General features: G+C 65.5%; 20 protein-coding genes, 1 tRNA gene and 1 pseudogene. 16 read left to right on the top strand and 6 right to left on the bottom strand.

Translation table 11 applies throughout. From position 1 onward, the window contains the following. The first annotated feature begins 7 nt into the window (after positions 1-7). Positions 8-2923 (top strand): UPF0182 family membrane protein, encoded by a 2916-nt coding sequence (locus AC1DVU_RS06505; protein WP_476921619.1) that lies wholly within the window; start codon positions 8-10, stop codon positions 2921-2923. A gap of 60 nt (positions 2924-2983) precedes the next feature. Further along, positions 2984-3060, top strand: a tRNA-Met gene (locus AC1DVU_RS06510). 123 nt (positions 3061-3183) lie between these two features. Here the strand turns inward: AC1DVU_RS06510 and AC1DVU_RS06515 are convergent. After that, entirely contained in the window at positions 3184-4014 is an 831-nt protein-coding gene (locus AC1DVU_RS06515; protein WP_476921620.1) for an SDR family oxidoreductase, read from the bottom strand. A 62-nt stretch (positions 4015-4076) separates the two neighbouring features. Here AC1DVU_RS06515 and AC1DVU_RS06520 point away from each other — a divergent pair, with 62 nt between their 5' ends. Then, complete coding sequence (locus tag AC1DVU_RS06520) at positions 4077-4430, top strand: winged helix-turn-helix transcriptional regulator (protein WP_476921621.1); 354 nt, start codon at positions 4077-4079, stop codon at positions 4428-4430. A gap of 173 nt (positions 4431-4603) precedes the next feature. Here AC1DVU_RS06520 and AC1DVU_RS06525 read toward each other — a convergent pair whose 3' ends face one another. Continuing rightward, positions 4604-5722, bottom strand: coding sequence for a class II histone deacetylase (locus tag AC1DVU_RS06525; RefSeq protein WP_476921622.1), 1119 nt, complete (start codon positions 5720-5722; stop codon positions 4604-4606). A gap of 259 nt (positions 5723-5981) precedes the next feature. On the opposite strand from AC1DVU_RS06525, the gene AC1DVU_RS06530 reads away from it, so the two are divergent. The 4 genes from AC1DVU_RS06530 (at position 5982) to AC1DVU_RS06545 (ending at position 9358) form a co-directional block, all read left to right on the top strand. Then, entirely contained in the window at positions 5982-7028 is a 1047-nt protein-coding gene (locus tag AC1DVU_RS06530) for a phenylacetaldoxime dehydratase family protein (protein ID WP_476921623.1), read from the top strand. Further along, positions 7025-8011, top strand: coding sequence for an NAD(P)H-dependent flavin oxidoreductase (locus tag AC1DVU_RS06535; RefSeq protein WP_476921624.1), 987 nt, complete (start codon positions 7025-7027; stop codon positions 8009-8011). The genes AC1DVU_RS06530 and AC1DVU_RS06535 overlap by 4 nt, the downstream gene beginning before the upstream one ends. Before the next feature lie 145 nt (positions 8012-8156). Next, positions 8157-8912 carry a 3-oxoacyl-ACP reductase FabG gene (gene fabG, locus AC1DVU_RS06540; RefSeq protein ID WP_476921625.1) on the top strand — a complete coding sequence of 252 codons (756 nt, stop codon included), beginning with the start codon at positions 8157-8159 and terminating at the stop codon, positions 8910-8912. Further along, positions 8909-9358 (top strand): MaoC family dehydratase, encoded by a 450-nt coding sequence (locus AC1DVU_RS06545; RefSeq protein ID WP_476921626.1) that lies wholly within the window; start codon positions 8909-8911, stop codon positions 9356-9358. The genes fabG and AC1DVU_RS06545 overlap by 4 nt, the downstream gene beginning before the upstream one ends. 22 nt (positions 9359-9380) lie before the next feature. On the opposite strand, the gene AC1DVU_RS06550 is transcribed toward AC1DVU_RS06545, so the two are convergent. The 3 genes and pseudogenes from AC1DVU_RS06550 to AC1DVU_RS06560 form a co-directional block, all read right to left on the bottom strand. Beyond that, entirely contained in the window at positions 9381-9764 is a 384-nt protein-coding gene (locus tag AC1DVU_RS06550; RefSeq protein ID WP_476922463.1) for a TetR-type transcription factor C-terminal domain-containing protein, read from the bottom strand. A gap of 51 nt (positions 9765-9815) precedes the next feature. Beyond that, a pseudogene (locus AC1DVU_RS06555) lies at positions 9816-9983 on the bottom strand (TetR/AcrR family transcriptional regulator); the annotation flags it as partial. Between the two features lie 65 nt (positions 9984-10048). Further along, a complete protein-coding gene (locus AC1DVU_RS06560) occupies positions 10049-10555 on the bottom strand; it encodes a thioesterase family protein (protein WP_476921627.1) in 507 nt (168 codons plus the stop codon). A gap of 77 nt (positions 10556-10632) precedes the next feature. On the opposite strand from AC1DVU_RS06560, the gene AC1DVU_RS06565 reads away from it, so the two are divergent. Both AC1DVU_RS06565 and AC1DVU_RS06570 read left to right on the top strand, forming a co-directional pair. Further along, complete coding sequence (locus tag AC1DVU_RS06565) at positions 10633-11121, top strand: MaoC family dehydratase (RefSeq protein WP_476921628.1); 489 nt, start codon at positions 10633-10635, stop codon at positions 11119-11121. A 113-nt stretch (positions 11122-11234) separates the two neighbouring features. Next, positions 11235-12452 (top strand): acetyl-CoA C-acetyltransferase, encoded by a 1218-nt coding sequence (locus tag AC1DVU_RS06570; RefSeq protein WP_476921629.1) that lies wholly within the window; start codon positions 11235-11237, stop codon positions 12450-12452. Between the two features lie 101 nt (positions 12453-12553). Here the strand turns inward: AC1DVU_RS06570 and AC1DVU_RS06575 are convergent, their stop codons facing one another. After that, entirely contained in the window at positions 12554-13804 is a 1251-nt protein-coding gene (locus tag AC1DVU_RS06575; protein WP_476921630.1) for a PucR family transcriptional regulator, read from the bottom strand. A 235-nt stretch (positions 13805-14039) separates the two neighbouring features. On the opposite strand from AC1DVU_RS06575, the gene AC1DVU_RS06580 reads away from it, so the two are divergent. From AC1DVU_RS06580 to AC1DVU_RS06610, 7 genes are all read left to right on the top strand, one after another. Continuing rightward, entirely contained in the window at positions 14040-14897 is an 858-nt protein-coding gene (locus tag AC1DVU_RS06580; protein WP_476921631.1) for an enoyl-CoA hydratase/isomerase family protein, read from the top strand. A gap of 11 nt (positions 14898-14908) precedes the next feature. Then, positions 14909-16123 carry an MFS transporter gene (locus AC1DVU_RS06585; RefSeq protein WP_476922464.1) on the top strand — a complete coding sequence of 405 codons (1215 nt, stop codon included), beginning with the start codon at positions 14909-14911 and terminating at the stop codon, positions 16121-16123. 165 nt (positions 16124-16288) lie between these two features. Then, on the top strand, positions 16289-17566 hold the full coding sequence (gene ccrA, locus AC1DVU_RS06590) for a crotonyl-CoA carboxylase/reductase (protein WP_476921632.1): 1278 nt from the start codon (positions 16289-16291) through the stop codon (positions 17564-17566). Between the two features lie 158 nt (positions 17567-17724). Next, entirely contained in the window at positions 17725-18879 is a 1155-nt protein-coding gene (locus AC1DVU_RS06595; RefSeq protein ID WP_476921633.1) for a flavin reductase, read from the top strand. A gap of 116 nt (positions 18880-18995) precedes the next feature. Next, on the top strand, positions 18996-20345 hold the full coding sequence (locus AC1DVU_RS06600) for an NAD-dependent succinate-semialdehyde dehydrogenase (protein ID WP_476921634.1): 1350 nt from the start codon (positions 18996-18998) through the stop codon (positions 20343-20345). 62 nt (positions 20346-20407) lie between these two features. Further along, positions 20408-21943 carry a class I adenylate-forming enzyme family protein gene (locus tag AC1DVU_RS06605; RefSeq protein WP_476921635.1) on the top strand — a complete coding sequence of 512 codons (1536 nt, stop codon included), beginning with the start codon at positions 20408-20410 and terminating at the stop codon, positions 21941-21943. A gap of 48 nt (positions 21944-21991) precedes the next feature. Continuing rightward, positions 21992-23791: an NAD(P)-binding domain-containing protein gene (locus AC1DVU_RS06610; protein ID WP_476921636.1), complete on the top strand. Its 1800-nt coding sequence runs from the start codon at positions 21992-21994 to the stop codon at positions 23789-23791. Positions 23792-23800: the final 9 nt, after the last annotated feature.

The following is a 23800-nucleotide window of genomic DNA, read 5'->3' on the forward strand; positions in this document are numbered from 1 at the left end:
GAGCCACGTGAGCGACATCTTCGGAACCCCCCGCCCCCGCCGGGAGCCTCGACGCGGGCCTGACCGTCGCCAGCGCGTGCTGGTCCCGACGCTCATCACACTGGCCCTGCTGCTGTTCCTCGGCTCGATCTTCACCAGCGTGTGGACAGACCGCCTGTGGTTCAAGTCGGTCGGCTACAGCGACGTGTTCCGCAGTGTGCTGTTCACCCGGGTGGCGATGTTCCTGATCCTCGGCCTGGTCTTCGGCCTGTTCGTCGTCGGCAACCTCGTCGTCGCCTATCGCACTCGTCCCGATGCGGCGCCGATGCGACGCGACGACCCCGCCTACCGCTACCGCCTGGCGCTGACGCCGTTGCTGCGTCCCCTCGCGATCGGCTTCGGCCTGGTGCTCACCGGGTTCGCCGGATCCGTCGCCGCGGCCCACTGGGACACCTACCAGAAGTGGCGCAACAGCACGTCGTTCGGCGTCAAGGACGCGCAGTTCCACAAGGACGCCAGCTTCTACGTGTTCGACTACCCCTGGTGGCGGTTCCTGTCGTCGTACTCGTTCGCCCTGATCGTCATCACCGTCCTGGCGGTGCTGTTCCTCAACTACGTCTACGGCGGCATCCGTATCGCCGGGCGCGGGCCCAAGCTGACCCGGGCGGCGCAGGTGCACCTCTCCGTGCTCGTCGGCCTCGGCGTGCTGCTGAAGGCGGTCTCGTACTACCTCGACCGGTTCGGCCTCATGATCAGCTCGGGCAAGCTCATCGACGGCCCCGGCTACACCGCGGTGCATGCCCGCATCCCCAGCAAGAACATCCTCATCGGCGTCGCCATCATCTGCGCACTGCTGTTCTTCGCCGTGATCTTCATCCGCTCGTGGGCGCTGCCGGCGATCGGCCTCGGTCTGCTCGCGCTGACGTCGATCCTGATCGGCGCGATCTGGCCCGCCGTCATGCAGGGCTTCCAGGTCAAGCCGTCGGAGCCCGACAAGGAGGCGCCTTACATCGCGCGCAACATCGAGGCGACGCGCGATGCGTACGGCGTCAAGGACGTCCAGGCGGAGCCCTACTCGGCCAAGACGACACTCGCCCCGACCGAGCTCGCCTCGTCCGCGGAGTCGCGGGTCAGCACCCGACTGCTCGACCCGACATTGATCTCCGACGCGTTCGAGCAGCTGCAGCAGGTGCGTGGCTACTACGCCGTCCCGACGACGCTCGACGTCGACCGCTACAAGCTCGGTGACGGGGAACCGCAGGACGTCATCATCGCGGCTCGCGAGCTCAGGCTCTCCGGCCTCCAGCAGAGCCAGCGCAACTGGGCCAACGACCACACGGTCTACACGCACGGCTACGGCATCGTCGCGGCCCGCGGCAACCAGCGTGGCCCCAACGGCGAGCCCGTGTTCGTGGCCAAGGACATCCCTCAGATCGGGGAGCTCACGACCGCGACGCCGCCGAGGATCTACTTCGGCGAGCAGTCCCCGTCCTACTCGATCGTCGGCCGGCCCAAGGGCGCCACCCCGATCGAGGTCGACACCCCGCGCGGCGGATCCTCGTCCAACAAGGCGACCAAGGACAACGCGACCCAGAACACATATGACGGCAAGGGCGGCGTGCCGATCGGCAACGCGTTCAACAAGGCGCTGTACGCCTTCAAGTTCGCCGAGCCCAACATCTTCCTGTCGAACCGGGTCAACTCCGAGTCCAAGATCCTCTATGACCGCGAGCCTCGCGACCGGGTCAAGAAGGTCGCGCCGTGGCTGACGGTCGACGGCGACTCCTACCCGGCGGTCGTCAACGGCCGAGTGGTCTGGATCGTCGATGGCTACACGACCAGCAACTCCTACCCCTACTCCGAGCACCGTTCGCTGCGCGAGGCCACGGCCGACACGCTGACGACCAGCAACTCGCAGACCGCGCTGCCGACCGACCAGGTCAACTACATCCGCAACTCGGTCAAGGCGGTCGTCGACGCCTACGACGGCTCGGTCAAGCTCTACCAGTGGGACACCGAGGACCCCGTCCTCAAGACGTGGATGAAGGTCTTCCCCGACGTCGTGGAGCCCAAGAGCAAGATCAGCAACGGGCTGCTGGAGCACCTGCGCTACCCGGTCGACCTGTTCAAGGTGCAGCGCGACGTCCTGCAGCGCTATCACGTGACCGACGCCCAGGCGTTCTACAACGACGACCAGCGGTGGAAGGTCCCCGAGGACCCGACGGCGCCGACCGGGTCGAACGCCCTGCAGCCCCCGTACTACCTGTCGACTGCGCGGCCCGGGGAGGACACCCCGAAGTTCTCGGTGACGAGCGTCTACCTGCCCAACAGCCGGCAGAACCTGGCGGCGTTCGTGTCGGTCAACTCCGAGGCGACCGACACCGAGAACTACGGCAAGATGCAGATCCTGCAGCTGCCGAACGAGACGCAGATCTCTGGTCCGAGCCAGATCGCGAACGACTTCCAGGCCGACAAGGGCGTCTCGCAGGCGCTGCTGCAGTACCAGCAGTCCAAGACGACGACGATCAAGTACGGCAACCTGCTGACTCTGCCGGTCGGCAACGGCCTGCTCTACGTCCAACCCGTCTACATCCAGCGCACCGCGGTCGAGGGTTCATACCCGGTGCTGCAGTTCGTCATCGCGTCGTTCGGCGGGGACGTCGGCTTCGGCCAGTCGCTCGACGAGGCGTTGCGCGTCACGCTGGGGCTCCAGAAGGGCTCGACGCCGGACGACACCGGCACCCCGACAACGCCCGACGACCAGACTCCGGGGTCGAAGACTGCCTCGGCGTTGCTGGACGACGCGGCCGAGCTCTACGACGACGCCCAGAAGGCGCTCAAGGACGGCGACCTCGCGACATACCAGTCGAAGATCAACCAGATGGGCCAGAAGATCGACGACGCCCGTCAGGCCGTCGAGGACGAGAGCGCCAAGAAGAAGTAGGAGGGGAGGGGACCCCCGATTTGATCCGTGGGTCCCCGACCCGTAAAGTGGAGCAGGCGACGCGGGGTGGAGCAGCTCGGTAGCTCGCTGGGCTCATAACCCAGAGGTCACAGGTTCAAATCCTGTCCCCGCTACCACTCGAAGGCCCCTGACCAGCAGAAATGCCGGTCAGGGGCCTTTGTCATGTGCCGCCGCGATATTCAAGCGCTCCAGTCCCGGCTGACCATGTTCAGACCGGTCGCCGCTGACGGCTGGTGGGATCAGATGCCGATTTCGCGGAGCCACTGATCCACAGAGCGAGGCGTGAGCCCCAGCAGCTTCTGTGCGGACTGTTCATCCGAGATGACCTCCCCGGGCAGGTCTCTGCGCCAGACGTAGGCGTCGATGACGGGGCGGGCTGCCTGCTCACCGAACAGTGGGAGGATAAGTTCACCGAAGGCTTCGGGTTCGAGGCTCTCGAACGTGACGGACCTGTCGTAGTGACGGGCAAACCCGTCCGCGAGGTCTGATCCGAGCAGTGGTGGCAGAGCGCCCACGGCGACGCGGCCGGTGATGCTGGTGTCGGTGAGCAGGGCGACAGCAACGTCGGCGACGTCCAGGTGGGAGACCCAGGACGTCAGGTAGTCGGCCCGCAGCGGATAGCGAAGCACACCCTCATCACGAACGGGGCCTACGACGATCGGCAGGAGCAGGTTCTCCAGGAACAGGCACGGCTCGATCACGGCGAACGAACAGTCCTGGCGCTCCAGCTCTTCGAGCAGGATGCTCGGACCTATTCCTGGGACAGCGGGGTAGCCGCTGGTGGAGACGACGACTCGTGCTGGGTTCGTTCTGTCGATTGCCTCGCCGATTGCTCGGGCGTACTGGGCCTGCTGCTCAGGACTGCCGATCGGTAGATGGACGAACACGCCGGATGCGTTTTCGTACGCAGTCGCCAGTGAATCGACCGAGGTGTAGTCGACCGCAACAGCGGCTCCGTCGATTGATGTGGTGTCTCGGACTGCGGCTGTCGCGGTGTGGCCGGCGGCTCGCAGGGCGGTGAGAACAGGGGAACCTTGGGCGCCTGTGGCGCCGTGCACAATAAATGTCATGGTCCATTAGTGCATGCGATGCACTGGTTACATCAACTGCACTAATGGGCTAGATTGAGACTGTGAGATATGACAACCACCTGCCCGAGTGCGGGGTGGCGCGATTCCTCATCCTGCTGGACGGCCCTTGGGCGACGCTCATCGTTCGCGAGCTCTTGCGCGGTCCGCACCGTTTCAATGAGCTCATCGACGCCCTGCCAGGCATTAGTGCCCACACTCTGACGAGGAGGCTGCGGCGTTTCGAGGCCGCGGGAATTGTTTCGCGTACGGCCTTCGCGGAGATCCCGCCCCGAGTCGTCTACGAATTGAATCCCGTCGGGCAAAGCCTGCAGAGCGTGCTTGACGCGATGAACGATTGGGCCGACGCGGTTCCCGACCCTGTGTTTGAGGCCGGCCTCGCTGCCGAAGGGCGCTGAACGGCTCCTGAACCCCGAGATCGGGCAGAAGATCCACCCTTGGTGACAGGCCATGCAGATCCCGTGGACACGAATCCCGTCGCGGCTACCAAAAGAAGGCCCCTGACCACCAGAGATGCTGGTCAGGGGGCCTTCGTCACGTCCCGGCGCCGTCAGGCTCGGGCGTGAAGGTGTCAGCCGTGGTCGGGAACCCGTTTGAGGTTCACCGCTGCGGCATCGATCGCAGCAGACTGGTGCGGCATCAGATCAAGATGCTCGGTCGAGTTCCAGCCCTGGTACGGGTCGACCACGCCGGTGTCGATGCCCGAGAGCTCTTCCATGACGGCGAGGCCGTAGAACGGCACTGTCCAACGGGAGTAGCCGCCCTCGTGCAGGAACACCAGCCGTCCTCCGCACAACTCATCCGCGACGGCCATCAGCTTGCGCGTGAGCTCGCGATAGCCCTCGGAGTGCATCTGCATCCGGCCCATGGGATCCATGTGACCGGCGTCGAAGCCGCTCGGGATGATGATGAAGTCGGGGCGGAACTTCCGGAGGGCCGGGATGACCACTCGGTCATAGACCTCGTGATATGCCGAAGCGTCGCAGCCAGCAGGCAGCGGAATGTTGAGGTTTGTTCCTTCGGCGTCGCCTGAGCCGATCTGCTCCACGAAGCCGTTGTCCGGGGGAAAGAGGCGGTCCTGATGGATGGAGATGGTCAACGCTCTGGGCTCGTCGTACAGCGCGGCCTGGGTGCCGTTGCCGTGGTGGACATCCCAGTCGACGAGAGCCACTCGTCCCACGCCGCGCTCCTCGAGGAGGTGGCGCGTGGCGATGGCCGCGTTGGAGAAGACGCAAAAGCCCACGGACTGCTCCGGCTCGGCGTGGTGCCCGGCAGGACGGAGCAGCGCGTATGCATTGTCGACGTCGCCGTTCATGACGGCGTCGACGGCCGCGATCGCTCCACCGGCGGCAAGCGACGCGATCTCGAAAGTGCCTCGGGGGATCGGAGCAAACGTTCCGACCTCGCCGCCCATGGGCAGTTCGGACAGCTCTCTGGTCGCGTCGATCATCTCCTGGGTGTGGACGCGGCCCAGCTCCTTGTCGCTCGCATGACGCGGGTTGACGCGGGTGAGCTGATCGAGCAGTCCGCTCACATCGAGCAGGTTGCGGAACCTGCGCACGACCTCGAGGTCGTACACGTGCGTGTCGGGCTGGATCGTCATGCCGTCCGGGTGGACGAAACCTGCGTCCTGCCCCAGGTTGAACCAGGCGTACTTCTCGTGCCATACGAAACCGGTGCGTCGTGCCATCAGATGTGCCTTCTTTCAAGGAGGAGAAGCAGAACTGTCGAGAGATCAGTTCACGGCCTCGGCCCGTTTTGTGACGCGGACCACGTGCCTACACCGATGGTGGGACTAGCGGGTTCGGGCCCGATACAGGGAGATCGCAAGATTTATCGAGGAACCCCTGCGAAATCCCATACCTCGTCAGGCGGATCGAGCCCTAGCGTCCTGAGCAGCCGTCGCGCGGCGTCCTGCCGACGACACCTCGTGATCTCAGGAGGCGACCATGGAATCTGCCATCGATACCAACCTCACCTGTCCCCGCACTCTCACGCGACGGGTCCCCGACGACTATGTGCCTGCGTATCCGAGCTACTGCGCGCGCCCCACGACGCCGACGCAGCAGGTCGTCATGACCTACCTTGGCGTCCAGTACGGCGGTGAGGCAGCGCGAGGACGGGCACTGGACGCGGTGCGTCACATGGTCTCGATACTCGATGCCCCGGACGGTCCGAAGCACCACGACCTCACGTATCACCTCGATCACCTGGGTCTTCACAACCTCATGATCGCCGCGTACTGGCTCGACCCCGCAGCGCATGACCGTTGGCGGACTTCGGTGGCTGTTGCCGCCTGGTGGGATTCCGACGACCGACTCCATGACGGTGTGGGCTACTTTCGCGAAACTCAACGTCCGCGCATGGAGCAGCTCGAGACGGTCTACGGGTACCAGGACGTCCTGCCGGGCGTCGGGGCGGCGCTGGGAGGAGTGAGCGGGGAGATCAACGAGCACGGCTACTGGGGCTCCATGCGCGAGCGATTCCCCCTGTCGCAGACGGACTGGATGCAGCCGTCCGGAAAGCTCACCGTGATCTCGGGTGAACCCACGAAACGTGGTCGCGTGATCGTTGCCGGTCACGACAACGTCGTCCTGATCCGTTCCGGGCAGGAATGGACGGATGCGGGTCCCGAAGGGCGCGCCGTCTACCTCGACAAGATCGAGCCGACTCTCGTCGAGGGAATGAACTTCTTGCGCGACAACGGGCCCGCCGTGGGCTGCTACAGCAGCCGCTTCGTCCAGAACATCGACCTCGACGGCAACCTCCTCGATGAGACATACAACGTGGGCCATTGGGCGTCCCTCACTGCACTCGAGCGCTGGGCGGAGTCGCATCCCACCCACCTCCGGATCTTTGCGACATTCCTCACGAACGCCGCCATCCTCCAGGAACTCCGTCTCTACCACGAGGTCTCCGTCTCGGACGGTCAGGACCAGACCTTCGAGTACGTCAACTGCCACCCGGAGACCGGGATGATGCGGGACGCGCGATGATCTCCACCAGCTTCACGCGCCTGGTCGGCGTCGAAGCCCCCGTCGTGTCCGCACCCATAGCAATGTCGCCGCAGCTGGTTGCGGCGGTCTCGAACGCCGGTGGATTGGGGATGCTCCAGGGCACCTGGCTCACACCGGACGGCATTGGTGACGCGGTGCGCAGCACTCAGGCGCTCACCGATCGGCCCTTCGGCATCAACCTGGTCATCGACGAGCGGCGCGACGAGCAACTGGCAGCAGTTCTCGCCGCTGGCGTGAAGGTGGTGTCGTTCTTCTGGGGCGACCCCGAGCCGTACCTCGATCGTGTGCATGCTGCGGGTGCGCTCGCGATTCTCACGGTCGGCAGCGCCGCCGAAGCGCGCCGCGCCGCCGCGATCGGAGTGGATGCGGTCGTCGCCCAAGGGTGGGAGGCCGGCGGCCATGTGTGGGGCGGGGTGGCGACGCTCCCGTTGGTTCCTGCTGTGAAGGCAGCGGTAGGGGAGATGCCAGTCTTGGCCGCGGGCGGGATTGCCGACGGCCGCGGACTGGCCGCCGTACTGGCGCTCGGCGCGGATGCCGCGTGGGTCGGCACCCGATTCCTGGCAAGCGAGGAAGCGCCGATTGCCGACGTCTACCAGCAACGGGTGGTCGGTGCGAGCGAGGAGGACACCGTCTACAGCACGATGTTCGACGTCGGTTGGCCACGGGCTCCTCACCGGGTGCTGGGCAACAGCACGACCAACGAGTGGCAGGCCGCCGGCGAGCCCATGCCTGGGTCGCGCCCGGGGGAGGGAGACATCATCGCCACCGCCCCCGGTGGCATGGACGTGCCCCGATACAGCTTCTTTCCCCCAATGGCTGGCCTCGCCGGTGACTTGGAGGCGATGGCGCTCTACGCCGGACAGTCCGCGGGGATCGTTGGATCCGTCGAGCCAGCCGGTGCCATCGTCCGGCACATGGTTCAGCAGGCTGAAGCGGTTCTCCAGAAGCTCGCTCCCGGATAGCAGGAGCGTGCGCGGGGCTGCCGCGTCGAGCTGGGAATTTGACCGACTCGACCGTAGAGGGTTAGATTCCGCAAAGTTAGCAAGCGCTCAGTAAGTACTCGTGCGTTGGCTCTCAGTATCGATTCCCTGACCCAGGAGTGACCGTATGAATGACACCCGCACTGCGATCGTGACCGGAGCCGCCCGCGGCATTGGCGCCGAAGTCGCCCGGAGGCTGGCCGACGACGGGATGGCCGTCGCCGTCCTTGATCTTGACGAATCGGCCTGCGCCGTGGTCGCCAAAGGCATCACAGAGGCTGGTGGGCGGTCGATCGCTGTGGGTGCCGACGTCTCCGACGAGGCCGCAGTGCAAGCTGCCGTCGATCGAGTGGCTGACGAGCTCGGCACCCCGACCGTGCTCGTCAACAACGCGGGGATCATACGGGACAACCTGCTGTTTCGGATGAGCGTGGACGACTGGGACGCCGTCATGAACGTGCATCTGCGAGGTGCCTTCCTGATGAGCCGGACCGTCCAGAAGCACATGACCGAAGCAGGTTTCGGCCGGATCGTGAACCTGTCGAGCACGTCGGCGCTGGGCAATCGGGGCCAGGCGAACTACGCCGCAGCAAAAGCCGGCATCCAGGGCTTCACCAAGACGCTGGCCAACGAGCTGGGCAAGTTCGGCGTAACCGCCAATGCCATCGCGCCGGGATTCATCGAGACCGAGATGACCGCGGCAACAGCAGAGCGCATGGGAATGGCATTCGAGGACTTCAAGGCCGGTGCGGCCGCTCAGATCCCGGTCGCACGGACGGGGCGCCCTGAGGACATCGCGCATGCGGTGTCGTTCTTCGCCAGCGAGGCAGCAGGATTCGTCTCCGGCCAGGTGCTCTATGTCGCCGGGGGTCCGGTGTCATGAGGACGTTCGAAAACATCAGCGAGCTCGAGCAAGCAGTCGGGAGCCACCTGGGTTACTCAGACTGGCACGTCATCACTCAGGAGCAGATCAACACCTTTGCCCAAGCGACCGGTGATCACCAGTGGATCCACGTCGATCCCGATGAGGCGTCGAAGGGTCCTTTCGGCACGACCATTGCACATGGCTACCTGACCCTGTCACTCGTTCCGCAGCTGATCTGGCAGATCTACGACGTCAAGGGCATCAAGATGGGCGTCAACTACGGCGCTGAGAAGCTTCGGTTTCCGGCACCCGTGCCTGTGGACTCCAAGGTGCGCGCAGGGGTTGACCTGCTCTCGGTCGTGCCAATGGGACCTGGTCACAAGGTCAACGCGTTGGTCACGTTGGAGCGGGAGGGCGGCGACAAGCCGGTCTGCGTCGTCGAGACCGTCTCCGTCTTGGCCTGACGCGGCCGGGCCGGAACCGCGGTCAGTCTGCGCGAGCCCGGACAATGCGCAGCGCCAGCTCAGCGTATTCCTCGCCAAGCTCGTCGGGCGCCAACCGGAAGTCATCGGTGAACCATCGTGCAAGGTCGATGCCGAGGGACAGGATCGCGGATGCTGCGATCCGGGGATCGGGGATGTCGAAGGTTTTGTCTTTGATGCCCGAAGCGATCAGGTCGATCAGCTCGACGTCGATGCGATGCCGAAGAGACGCGATCTCATCGAGGTGCTCCGGATCGAGGGCAGCCATTTCGTAGTTGACGATTCGTGCTCGCCCATGGTTCCTGGCGTGATCGGCAACGAAATCCTTGACGACGGTGCGCAGTTGCTCGCGTGCATCGTCGGACCCTTGACGGCCTTGCTGCATCATCGCCAAGGTCGTCTCGTGGCCCGCCTTCGAGATCAGGAAGAGCAGCTCTTCCTTTGACTTGTGGTGCACGTAGAGGGCCGCGGAGCTCGTCCCGGCCGCGTTCGTGATGTCTCGGGTCTTCGTGCCGTGGAACCCTCGCTCGGCAAAGGCTTGGGTCGCGGCCTCCAGGAGTCGATGGCGGGTGGCCTCGGTGCGGGAAGGTTCTGCACCTGCGGTCATGTGCCATCCTCTGTGTCGCTGGACCAGCCCGGAGTGAGCGCTCAGTCAGGCATGATTGTACTGCGTCAGCGGCGGACGCTCATGGCGCCACTGGTGGGGAGCGGCCAGGGAATCGCCTGTGCGGCTGCCGCGGCGCTATCGATCTCCGTGGCGACGTCCGGCGGGAACGGTACGGATGCGCGGCCGCCCAGGTCCATGTTGACGACGATGAGCTCGAGGATCGACGCCAGCTTGCGGGTGGACCGGTTGAGGACGAAGACCAGCACGTGCCCAGCTCGTTCGGACCGATCGATCCAGAGGGGGTGCACGGAATAGGAGTCGGCCGCCCGCATCTCGGCGAAGAACCCGATGTGGTGCTCTGCGGCGAACGTCCCCATCCGTCGGGTGGACCGGTACTCGTCGTTGATGCCGACGTGTTCTGACAACAGGTCGGCACCAGTCACCCCGAGGGCATAGATGTGACGAACGTTCATGTGCCCGTTGCCGTCGGTGGATTGCGCCTCGACGTGGCCTTCGGCCATGCAGGGAAGCGCGTGGACCTCGTCGAACGACGGCTTTGCTGTGTTTCGCATAGGGCGTACCGGTCCTGACAGAGGCAATGTTGCGAGAGCACTTTGTTTGAGAGTGCGCTATCACTATAGTCTCAGGAGTGGCCACGTACAAGGATGCCGAGTGGGGCCGCAGGTCGTGCGGTTGGAGAGAGGTGCTCCTGATGGGTGTGGAGAAGTCTCGTGCAAATCCGTACGTCGGGCAGTCTGCAGAGATGAGCCGGCTCGTCCTCGAGGACGACATCTTGCTCTTCACGCAGACCAGCGGCGACCACAATCCTCTGCACTACGACGTGGCGGCCGCGAAGGCGTCACGCTTCGGCGAGATCGTCGTGCAGGGAGGCGTCACCAGCGCACTCCTGAACGCGCTCGTCGCGGAGAAGCTGCCTGGGCCGGGGACTGTGTTCCTGAATGTGAATTGGAGCTTCACCGCGCCGGTACGCCCGGGAGATGTCATCACGGCCCGAGCCGTCGTCCTCGAGGCGCGCCAGGACAAGCCGATCACGACTCTGCAGACCACGGTGACCCGCGACGACGGCACGGTCGCCCTCGACGGCACGGCTGTCTGTTACACGATGTCGATGGGATGAAACGGCTGTCGTGACCGAGGTCTCAAGGGCTCTTGGTTGACGAACGGGACGCGGGGGCGCACAGTACCAGTAAGTTACTGAGCGCTTGCTAACCTCGTTCTTAAGGAGCCACCATGCCCGAAGCTGTCATCGTCTCGATCGCCCGATCACCCATCGGTCGCGCGTTCAAGGGATCCCTGAAAGACATCCGCCCGGACGACCTGACCGTGCAGATGCTCCATGCTGCGCTGGCCAAGGTGCCGGAGCTGGACCCGGCGGACATCGAAGACCTGATGCTGGGAGTGGGGCAGCCGTCAGGCGAGGCCGGGTTCAACATCGGGCGCACCGTGGGGGTTCTCGCAGGTCTCGACCACCTCGCCGGAGTCACCGTCAACCGCTACTGCTCGGCCAGTGTCCAGACCACGCGTATGGCCATGCACGCGATCAAGGCCGGCGAGGGCGACGTCTACATCTCCGGGGGAGTGGAGACGATCAGCCGGTACCAGGAAGGCTGGGCCGACGGCCCGGCCGGCTCGGAGAACCCCGTGTTCGCCGAGGCGCAGGCGCGGACCGCCGCGGCGGCCGCCGGCGGTCCGACCTGGAGCGAGCCCCGCGACCAGGGCCTTCTGCCGGACGTCTACATGTCCATGGGCTTGACCGCCGAGAACGTGGCTCAGTTCAAGAATGTCTCCCGCGAGGAGCAGGATGCGTTTGCGGCGCGGAGTCAGAACCGTGCCGTCGCCGCGATCGACTCGGGATTCTGGGCCCGTGAGATCACGCCTGTCACGCTGGCGGACGGCACCGTGGTCACGGCCGATGACGGACCGCGACGTGGAGTGACGCCCGAGACGCTCGCCGAGCTTCGGCCGGTCTTTCGCCCCGATGGGTCGGTCACAGCCGGCAACTGCTGCTCCCTGAACGACGGCGCCGCTGCCATGGTCATCATGTCCGACACGAAGGCCAAGGCGCTCGGACTGACACCGCTGGCCCGCATCGTCAGCACCGGTGTGTCGGGGCTTTCCCCCGAGATCATGGGTCTCGGTCCGGTCGACGCCTCGCGACTCGCACTGGCCCGGGCCGGCATGACGATCGACGACATCGATCTTGTCGAGATCAACGAGGCCTTTGCCGCCCAGGTCATCGCCTCGGCGCGAGAGCTGAAGATCGACGAGGACAAGCTCAACGTCAACGGTGGCGCGATCGCCGTCGGCCATCCTTTCGGCATGACCGGCGCGCGAATCACCGGCACGTTGATCAACTCGCTCCAGTGGCACGACAAGCAGTTCGGTCTCGAGACGATGTGCGTGGGTGGCGGCCAGGGCATGGCCATGGTCCTCGAGCGCCTTTCCTGACCGGTCCACTCCCAGCACGACACGTACGACACTCGCATCGCGGTGTCATCAGGGCACCTATGTCTTGGCATGGGTGCCCTGCTCGTCGTCCGTGCTCGGCCTCAGCCGCCCAGCAGTCGCAGGGCCACCGCCAAGGTCACGATGCCCGTTGACGTGGTCGGATCCTGATCGGTCAGCTGGCCCACTCGTTTGATGCGATAGGCGACGGTGTTGGGATTGACCATCAAGTCCTTGGCCGTCCGCGTCATGTTCATGTCGTTAGCGATGTAGGAGCGAAGGGTCAGCACGAGGTCAGCCTTGTGTTCGGCGTCGTAGGCCAGCAGTGGGCCGAGAGCTTCCTCCAGGAGGTCCTCGGCGTAGTCGCTCCGGACGAGGATGCGGTCGAGTATGACCTCGGAGAAAAGGACAGCTTCCCCGCGTGGACGCAGTGAAGCAGCGACAGCGGCCGCTTCCTGCGCTTCGCGGAAGGAGCGCTGGATCCCCGCCACCCCATCGTGGGGACGTCCGACGGAGACGCGCCACTGGGGGTTCTGCTGGGCGATATCCTGGGCAGCCGTGTGGAGCCGCTGCAGCTCGGCGGCGTTGCCGATCCGAACGAGGCAGATCACGTCGCCGTCGCGTACGCCGAGCAACACCTTCGCCTGCTTGGTCATGTTCTGACGACAGGCTTGCAGGATCTTGATCGACTCCGCCCGCACCCGTTCAGGGGGGATCTCGCCGGGCTTGATGACCGCAACCACAACCTTGCTGTCGGACGTGAGGTTGAGGCGGGCGATCTCCACCCTGGCGCGATCCGACAGGACCTGACCCAACAGCAGGCTCTCGAGCAGGTCGCTCCGCAGGACGTCGCGCGCACGGTAGGCGCCCGCGGACTCCTCGGTGTAGACCTGCGCGAGCGTGATCGACACCATGTCGACGTACGAGAAGATCCGGCTGACCAGGCCAAGTGCGGCCTCGCGCATGACTGGGTCGTCGCCGGCCTCGTCGAGCACCGCCTGCCAGATCCTCGCGCCCCAGATCCGGTAGCTCTGCAGCAGCGAGGTGAGACTGACGTCCTGGTGGACTCGTCGAGATGCACTGCGTTGGATGTTGGCGAGGTGGCGGGATCCCGTCGGCTCGTCGTCGAGGAGACTCTCCAGCAGGTCGGTCACGGTGAGCAGGGCCGTCTCCAGGACGTCACCAGACATCGTGAGCGCTCCGAGAGTCCCGTAGTCCACGATCTCGTTCTTGACGTCCGCGACGATGAGCTCGGCGAGATCGCGACGTCGATGAAGCAGCCGCTCGACCAGCCGCCGGCCGTCGGCTGTGATCGGCTGGGCAGCCGGTCGGCCCACACGGGCTTCGTCGGTCATCCCGCACTCCCCTTCATCGATCGAGCAGGCCAGACGTTGAGGAAACCGCGAAGTTCGCCGCGAAAGTCTTCGAACTTCGACGCGATATCGCCTGGCGGGGGGCGTCAGTATCGCCATGTGATGTTACCGCGTCGAGTCGATCGCCATCGCCCCCGCACATGGCATACGTGATCCGGTTCGTCGCCACCCAGCGCCCATCGGGGGCCCTGACTGACCTGAGAGTTCTTGGACCAGCATGACAGCGACTGCACCGACATCGGCACCTACCGTCCTGTCGCACGACGATGGCCCGGTACGCATCCTCACCATCGACAACGCCGCGAAGCGCAACGCATTCGACAGCAAGATGACCGCTCGACTGCTTGAGCTGCTGCACGAGGCCGACGCCGATCCGGCGGTCCGATGCATCGTCGTGACGGGCGCTGGGACCGCATCCTTCTCCTCAGGTCATGACCTTGCCGAGGTCATGGACGACCCCGAGACCGCAGGTGACCCCGCCGCCAACGCGGCCTTCACAGCTCCACCCGAGCTCGGCACACCGGTGATTGCGGCCGTCAACGGCAATGCGTACGCCGCCGGCTTCATCCTCGCGCTCAACTGTGACCTGCGAGTGGCCGGGAGCAATGCCCGGTTCTGTGCCGTTGGGGCCAAGATCGGGCTGGTCCCTGTGGGCGGTCAGCTCAGCCGGCTGTTGAGCGTCGTCACGTACCCCACGGCGTTCAGGATGCTCGCGACGGCTCGGCCCATTGACGCCCACGACGCACTCGTGTCTCAGTTCGTCACCATCGTGTGTGAGCCCGAGGACACCGTGGACGAGGCGGTCCGGCTTGCCAAGCAGATTGCGGAGGTGTCCCCGTCGGTGATCCGAGCCATCAAGACCGGGCTGAGGACGACGATGAGTCATGGGCTCGATGTTGGGCTGTCCCTTGAGTCAAAACTCGCCAGTGTCGTCCGCGAGCTTCCCGATGGCTCGGAAGGTGTCGCTTCGTTTTTGGGCAAGCGACCCGCGGTCTATCCCGACAGCCCCGCTGCCCTGCAGGATCGGCTCGACGAGACCCTAGCGTCACACCTGTTGGACAGCACCGGACACTGATGCGTGTGCAGATGACCGGAGCCTCGCGCACTGCAGTCACCAGTCACCCTGTGGCGGCGGTGGCGTTGATCGCCGTGGGCACGCTTCTGTCGATGAGTGCCTGGTTCTCGGCAACGTTCGTGGTTCCCCAGCTGAGGGTGGATTGGGGTCTCGGCGCTGGTGGCACCTCGGCCCTCACGATCGCGGTCCAGCTGGGATTCGTCGTGGGCGCGCTGCTGTCGACCGCCACGGGCATCGCCGATGCCGTTCCCAGCCGGACGTTGATGTGCATCGGTGGGGTTGGCGCAGGTCTGTGTAACGCAGGCCTTCTGCTGTGCGACGGGCTGGTCTCGGCTCTGCCGCTGCGGGTCGCCACCGGAGTGTTCCTGGCGGCGGTCTACCCGCCGGCGGTCAAGGAGGTGTCGACCTGGTTCCTTCGCGGACGCGGAAAGGCCTTGGGCGTCATGATCGGCGCGCTCACTCTGGGCTCGGCCCTCCCGCACCTGGTGACCGCGACAGGCGGCGTCGACTGGCGCCTGGTGATTGCGACCACCAGCGTGCTGGCCATCCTCGGTGGTCTCGTCGTCCTGCTCATCAAGGGCTCGGGACCCTACCCCTTCCCGCGTCGCCCCTTCAGCCTCGGCGGCGGGCTGAAATCGATCCGCACGCGGGACGTCGCGCTGGCCAACATCGGCTACGTCGGCCACATGTGGGAGCTGTATGCGATGTGGGCCGGCGTGGGCGCGTTCATCGTGGCGCTGCCGGCGGTTGCCACCCGCTCCGACGCAGAGAGCTTCGGCGCTCTGCTCGCTTTCCTCTGCATCGGTGCCGGTGCCGCGGGCTGTCTCCTCGGTGGGGTGATCGGGGACAGGTGGGGGAGGCCTCGGGCGGCCCTGATCAGCCTCGTCTGCTCGGGTGGCTCCGCCCTGCTCCTGGCGGGGATCTACACCACCGCACCACTCGGCCTCATCATCGGGATCTGCGCCTTCTGGGGCTTCTGGGTCATCGCTGACTCGGCCCAGTTCTCCGCCATGGTCGCGGAGAGTGCCGATGCCGACTACGTCGGCGGCGCGATCTCACTGCAGCTGGCCCTCGGCTACATCACGACGATGGTGACGTTGGCCGTCGTCCCGCAGGTCGTCGAGCACTTCTCCTGGAGCGTCGCACTCGTGGTCCTGGCGATCGGTCCTGCCGTGGGGTCTGCGGCGATGATCGCCGCCGATCGCGGCAGACCGTCTCGCGCCTGAGTGTCCTCGTTGTCGTCGTGGCCCACCTTCGGTGCTTAGGGATTTCGACAGAGGTTCCGCCAAAGTCCTCGTCCTGCCCGTCGCCACCTCGACGAGGCAGCGACGACACTCGGGCAGTCATATGTCAGGACGCGCCCGGCAGGGCGTACACGAGAAAGGCTCAACATGGTTGTGGACGACCAGCGCAAGCCAGTCAGCACGCCCGGCGCATCAGCGGTGGACATCGGAACGCTTCCCCCTGTTGGCGTGGTCCCGGAGAAGATGTCCGCCCAGGTCGTTCGACAGGACCGCTACGGCGATCCGGCGGCGGCATTCGTGCCCGAGATCGTCGGCACCCCCCGGATCGGACCGGGCGAAGTGCTGATTGCCGTCATGGCGGCCGGCGTCAACTACAACAACGTATGGGCCGCTCGCGGCTATCCGGTCGATCAGGTAGCCACCCGTCAGAAGCGGGGCGAGCCCGAGGACTTTCACATCGGTGGATCGGACGCGTCGGGCATCGTCTACGCCGTTGGAGACGGTGTGGAGGACTGGAACGTGGGCGACGAGGTCGTGGTGCACCCCGGCGTCTGGGACGTCGATGACCCGTGGATCGCTGCCGGCAAGGACCAGATGATCGCTCCGAGCGCCAAGATCTGGGGATATGACACCAACTACGGTGCGTTCGGTCAGTTCGCCCGTGTGCAGGCTCATCAGCTGATGCCGAAGGCCGATCATCTGTCCTGGGCCGAGGCCGCCGCTCCGACGCTGGTCGGCACCACGGCGTACAGGATGCTGATGGGTTGGCAGGGCAACACGGTGCAGGAGGACGACCTCGTCCTGGTCTGGGGAGGCTCCGGCGGTCTCGGCACGCAGGCCAGTCAGCTCGTCAAGGCGGCGGGCGGTCGCGCCATCGCCGTCGTGTCCGGTGATGATCGCGGTGAGTACGCCATGAAGTTCGGTGCCATTGGATATCTCGATCGCCGCAAGTACGACCACTGGGGCATCCCGCCGCTCGTCGACGACAGCGAAGGCCAGAAGGTGTGGACCGCCGGCGCGCGGCAGTTCGGCAAGGACTTCTGGGCCATAGCCGGAGGTCGCGAGGAACCCGCCATCGTGTTCGAACACCCGGGCGCAGCGACCATTCCCACGTCGATCTTCCTGTGCCAGCCCGGTGGCATGGTCGTCATCTGCGCCGGAACTTCGGGCTTCGACGCGATGGTGGATCTCCGATATCACTGGACTCGCCAAAAGCGCCTGCAGGGCTCCCACGGCACCAACGACGCCCAGGCGTACGCCTACAACGAGCTCATTCGGGCCGGGAAGATCGATCCGGCCGTGGGTCGAGTGCTCGGCTTCGACGACGTACCGCGGTCGCACGCGGAGATGGGTCGAGGCGAGGAAGTCTTCGGCAACACCGTGCACCTGGTCGGTGCAGAGAACCCGACGGTCGGACGCAAGTAGTTCCGCCGGAAGCAGCTTGTGAGGTTCGGGACGTGCCCGTGTCGGGTGCGTCCCGAACCTTTTGTGGTTCAGGTAGTGACGCAGTTCTCCACTTATGACAGTCTACTCTCAAACAAAGTGCACTCCGTAAATGTGTGGGTGCCCTACTGAGGAGTGTCATGACCCGCATCGATCCGACCCGGTTCCGAGAGGTGCTCGGACAGTACCCAACGGGCGTCGTCGTCGTGACCGCGAACGATGCGGCAGGAGATCCGATCGGGATGACCGTGGGGTCCTTCACCTCCGTGTCGATGGACCCGCCGCTGGTTGCGTTCCTGCCGAGCAAGACGTCGTCGTCGTGGCGCGCCCTTCGCGATAGCGGAGACTCGTTCTGCATCAACGTGCTCGGTGCCGGTCAGGAGGACCTCTGCCGGGCAGTCGCGATGAGGAAAACCGACAAGTTCGAGGGTTTCGCACTGCGTCAGTCGCCGGCCGGTAACCCGGTGATCGATGGTGCTGTGGTGTGGATCGACTGCCTCACCGAGCAGGTCCACCCGGGTGGTGACCACGACATCGTGGTCGGACGAGTGCTCGGGCTCGACCATGGCAGCCCTGACCAACCTCTGCTCTTCTTCAGGGGTGGCTACGGCTCATTCACCCCGCTTTCGCTGGCCTCGGGGGACACCGACCTGCTGGGACACCTGGCCGAGATCGATCTGGCCCGTCCCCACATGGAGGGGTTGGCGGACAGATTCGACACCGAGGTGACGGCCATCGCGTTGGTGAAGGACGAGCTGGTCCTGGCCGCCGCGGCGGGACGGACCGACATCGCGGTCGCGCCAACGAGAGTGGGCCAACGGCTTCCGTTCATGCCGCCGATCGGGAGCTGCTTCGCGGCGTGGGGCGACGTCGAGCTCCGCGCGAAGTGGGTCGAGTCGGTGGCCGACATGCTGAATGACGAGCAGATGGACGTCCTGCGCCAGGTCCCAGACCTCGTGCGCAACCGCGGGTACGCCGTGGCCTTCGGCCATCAGGCCGGAGCCCAGCTTGAGCTCGTGGCCACTCGGATCAATGCCGGAGACCCGGAGGTGCCGACCTCGTCCATGCGAGAGGCGTTCTTCCAGGCGCTCGACGGCTACAACCAGCTCGAAGAGCCCGACGACGTGGAGCTGAGGTCCCTGAGCGCGCCGGTGTTCGATGCCAGTGGGCGCGTGGCGTACATGTTGACGATGTGGGGGCGGTGGGAACGAGTGACGTCCGCCGAGGTGCACGACAGGGTCGAGGCCCTCTGTGCCACCGCCGCGGCGGCGACCCAGGCGATCGCCAATCGCTGACCTTGCGGAATCCGAGAACATCGGCCCCGAACTTTGGGCCAGCGCTGTGTCGCCGGTCTCACGACTTCTCGATCATGGAGACGGATCGAGTCCTATGAGTTTGGAGCACAGGCATCATGAGCGATGTTCAGTACGCAGTAGTCGACCCGAGCAGCGGCAAGCTGGTCTCGGAGTACACGACGCACACGGACGAGGAGATCTCGCAGGCCATCACCTCGGCGGACCAGGCTTTCCGCTCGTGGGGCCGGCACGGTGCGGTCGAAGATCGTGCAGAGCTGCTGCGCAAGGTCGCGGCGTTGCACATCGAGCGCCGCGACGAGTTCGCAGCGATCATCAACCGCGAGATGGGAAAGCCCGTCGAGATGGCGCTGTTCGAGATCGACTTCAGCGCCTCGATCTATGCCTACTACGCGGACCATGCCGCGACGTTCCTCGCTGATCAGGAGCTGCCGCTGCTGTACGGCGAGGGCTCAGCCGTGCTGCGGCGCGAGCCTCTCGGTGTCCTCCTCGGCATCATGCCGTGGAACTTCCCGGCGTACCAGGTCGCCCGATTCGCAGCCCCTCACCTCGCGGCCGGCAACACCGTGCTGCTGAAGCACGCTCCACAGTGTCCGGAGTCCGCAGCCCTGCTGGAGGGCATGTTCCGCGACGCCGGGTTCCCGGAGGGTGCGTACGTCAACGTCTACGCGACCAACGAGCAGGTCGAGACCATCATCGCCGACCGGCGCGTGCAGGGCGTCTCGCTCACCGGATCGGAGCGGGCGGGGTCAGCCGTCGCCGAGATCGCCGGCCGCCACCTGAAGAAGGTCGTGCTTGAGCTCGGCGGATCCGACCCCGTGATCGTGCTCAGCACGGATGACATGGATGCGACGGTCGAGGACGCGGCGCAGGCTCGCATTGCTGCCAACGCTGGTCAGGCGTGCAACGCCGGGAAGCGTGTCATCGTCCACGAGAGCATCTACGACGAGTTCGTGGAGAAGTTCACCGAGCGCATGGTCGGTGCTCCGGCGGCCCCGCTGTCCTCTGAAGGTGCTGCTGTCCGGCTCGAGCAGCAGGTGCGGGACGCGGTCGCTGACGGCGCCCAGCTCGCTGCTTCCGGCGAACGTGTTGGCGCTTGGTATCCGACGAGCGTCCTGACGGGTATCGCCGTCGGCGAGAACGCCTCACAGGAGGAGTTGTTCGGCCCGGTCGCCATGGTCTTCAAGGTCGGCAGTGAGGAAGAAGCCATCACCGTCGCGAATGACACCCCGTACGGGCTGGGGTCGTACGTGTTCACCACCGATCCCGAGCAGGCTCGGCGCGTGGCGGAGCAGATCGATGCYGGAATGGTGATCATCAACGGCGTCTACGCGACCGGCGCGGAGCTGCCCTTCGGGGGAGTGAAGCGCTCCGGCTATGGCCGCGAGCTCGGTCCGCTGGGCATCGACGAGTTCGTCAACAAGAAGCTCATCCGGACCGTTCGTTGAATTAGGGCGCGACGCGCGCCTGGTTTCGGTTTCACCCATCGCAGACAGGAATGGCCAGCACGATGACAAATGTGGTGCAGAACATCTGGAAGTACGCCGACGCGACTCCTGAGCACATCGCGCTACGCGTGGGCGACCAGGCGTGGACATACGCCGAGGTCCGCGCCAACGTCGAACGGGCAGCTCTCGGGCTTCGGCACCGCGGCGTCGACCGCGGCGACAGAGTCCTCATGGTCGTTCCGTCGACTGCGGAGTTCGTCTTCGTCTACTACGGAATCCTGGCGATCGGCGCCACGGCGGTGACCGTCAACACGCTTTGCACGGCCCCAGAGATTGAGTACTACCTGGCTGATGCGGACTGCGTGCTTGCGGTCGGCTACCACGACACATCGGACGCGCTCACCGTCGCTGCGGCGACACAGTCGATACCGACGTGGATCCTTGCCCCGGGCTCAGTGGCCAAGGACGTGCCAGGCGATGTCGACCACAGTCTTGGATTCACCGACCTGGACGAGAACGAGGCAGCCGCGATCCTCTACACGTCCGGCACCACGGGACAGCCGAAGGGGGCAGTTCTCACTCATCGCAACATGCTTGCCACCGCGGAGGCCGGCGCGCGGGTGCAGGAGGTCGGACCGGAGGATCGCATGGGCACGGCGCTGCCGCTGTTCCACGTGTTCGGCCAGGTCTCGGTCATGGGTTCGATTCACGGGGTCGGTGGCGGCCTCTCGTTGCTTCGGCGGTTCGACGCCGCCGCGATGCTCGATCTGGCCGTCGCACACGGGCTGACCGCGATCGCAGGTGTCCCCACGATGTGGAACGAGATGCTTCACACCGAGACGTCGTACAGCGCAGCCGATCTCGCTGGGCTGCGGCTGTGCCTGTGCGGCGGTGCGCCACTGCCCACAGCGGTGAAGGACGCGTTCCGGGAGAAGTTCGGCGCTCACATGGTCGACGGATACGGGTTGACGGAGACAGCGGCCTCGGCGACGTGTGGATCTGTCCGGCATCCGGCCAAGGAAGGCAGCGTGGGACGCGCTGTGTACGGCACCCGCATCGCCATCCTGGACAGCGACCACCAGCCTGTGCCTCTGGGCGAGGTGGGAGAGGTGGCAGTGGACGGCCCGGGCGTGATGCGGGAGTACTGGAACCGGCCGGAGGCGACTGCCAGTGTGCGCAGCGGTCCGTGGTTCCTCACGGGCGATCTGGGCACGATGGACGCCGACGGTGATCTGTGGATCGTGGGCCGGCTCAAGGAGCTGATCATCCGGGGCGGGTACAACGTGTACCCGACCGAGGTGGAGGAAGTCCTCTACAGTCACCCCGCCATCGTGGAATGCGCTGTCATCGGCATCCCTGACGAGCGCCTCGGTGAAGAAGTCGCCGCGGTCCTCGTAGTTGGGCAGCAAGAGTCTGTGGACCTGGTCGAGCTGCGTGAGTGGCTCGGAGAACGCCTCTCGGCATACAAGGTTCCGCGGGTCTTCCAACTGAGTGAAGGTCTCCCCAAGGGGTCGACCGGCAAGATCCTCAAGCGCGAGATCAACCAGCAGGAGTTGGTGAGCGCTGGCGTGCGGCCGCCGAGGCCGGCCAGGACCTGAGCGGCGTCGTTCGGAAGACCAAATGCATGACCAATCGAGGGGAACCACATGAGTACGGTCGTCATCACTGAGGGTGCGGCAGCATGGGCGCGCGATTTCCAGCACGCGCTGACGGCTCGGGACGGGAGCGCGCTCCGTGGGCTGTTCGCCGAGCAATCTGCCCTGCGCGACAACGGGGCGTTGACCTGGGACTTCCGCCAGTTCCACGGCAGAGACGCCATCGTGTCGATGCTGTTGGGCGTCGTCGAGGACATCCAGCCGTCCGGGTTCGAGGTCTCCGCGGTGTGGCCGGATCCGCAGGTCATCGGGGATGGGGACGACGCCGTGGTGGAGGCATTCTTCGACTTCGACACCAAGTCCGGCAAGGCAGTCGCGCTCATCAATGCGACACCGGACGCAGCGTCCGTGTATGGCTTCGTGGTGCGAGCCGTCTACGCGCGCCTCGAGGAGCTCAAGGATGTTCCCGGTCCAGAACGCCACCCCCGTGGCAACGGCTTCGCGCCTGCCTATCGCGGGCAGACGTTCGGGGAGCACGATCGACGACGCCGCGAGTGGGTCGAGGGCAACCCGGAGGTGCTGATCGTCGGCGGCGGGCAAGCAGGGTTGGTGGCAGCCGCTCATCTTGCGAAGGTCGGCGTCACGGCTCTCATCGTCGACAAGAACGAGCGTGTCGGGGACAACTGGCGGCTTCGCTATGACTCCCTCTGCCTGCACAACACGGTCGAGATGAACGCATTTCCGTTCTTGGACTACCCGAGTCACTATCCCGAGTTCCTCCCCAAAGACGTCATGGGCGACTGGCTGGAGACGTACGCGCGCTACCTCGACCTGAACGTGTGGAGCTCCACCGTGTTCATCGGCGCTGAGTACGACGACCAGGATGGCGCCTGGGCTGCGACGCTCCGGTGTGCGGATGGCACCGAGCGTGTCCTTCACCCGCAGCACATCGTCCTCGCGACTGGCGGTATCGGTGGACGCCCGTCGGTCCCCACGCTTCCGGGACTGTCGACGTTCCGCGGAACGGTGATCCACTCCTCCGCCTATACGAAGGCGGCGGACTTCGACGTGCAGAAGGCAGTGGTCGTCGGAACGGCAACCAGCGCGCACGACATCGCGCTCGACCTGTATGAGAACGGTGTCGAGGTCACGATGGTGCAGCGAGGGCCAGTGGTGGTGAACCAGGTGGAGACCGCCAACCTCGTCTATGCCGAACACCTCGACCCGTCTATTCCGACTGAGCTGGTCGACCTCCGCGACGGGATGACTCAGGTCAAGCCGATCCGAGAAGCCGCACTGCGGCAGTATCACTCCTTCGCGAAGAGCCTGGACGGCGAGCTGCTGAAGGGCCTCGAAGCGGCCGGGATGCGGGTTGGGGACGGATTCGAAGGCCAGGGTTGGCCCGACCTGTTCCAGCGCACCGGAGGCGGCTTCTACCTGAACAAGGGCGCCTCCGACGTCATCATCGACGGAGGGATCAAGGTCCTGCCCTTCGACCGCATTGTCGAGTTCGCGGAAGCCGGTGCCGATCTTGACGACGGCACGACCCTGGACGCCGACATCGTCATCCTGGCCACCGGATACCAGAACCGGAAGGTCGAGGTGGCCGACCAGTTCGGCGCCGATGTCGCTGAACGCGTGGGAGAGATCGCGCGTTGGGACGAGGAAGGCGAATGGTCGACGATGTGGGGTCAGACCGGCCAGCGCGGGTTGTGGATCAACGGCGGAGCCATCTTGCAGATCCGTCCAGCCACCAGGCTGTTGGCGCTGCTCATCAAGGCTGACATCGACGGGTGCATCCCGGAGTCGTTCCGCCGCCCGCCAAGGAACTCTGAGAAGGCCAACGCCTAGTTCGCTGTC

The sequence above is a fragment of the Aeromicrobium sp. P2_G6 genome (assembly GCF_056403535.1).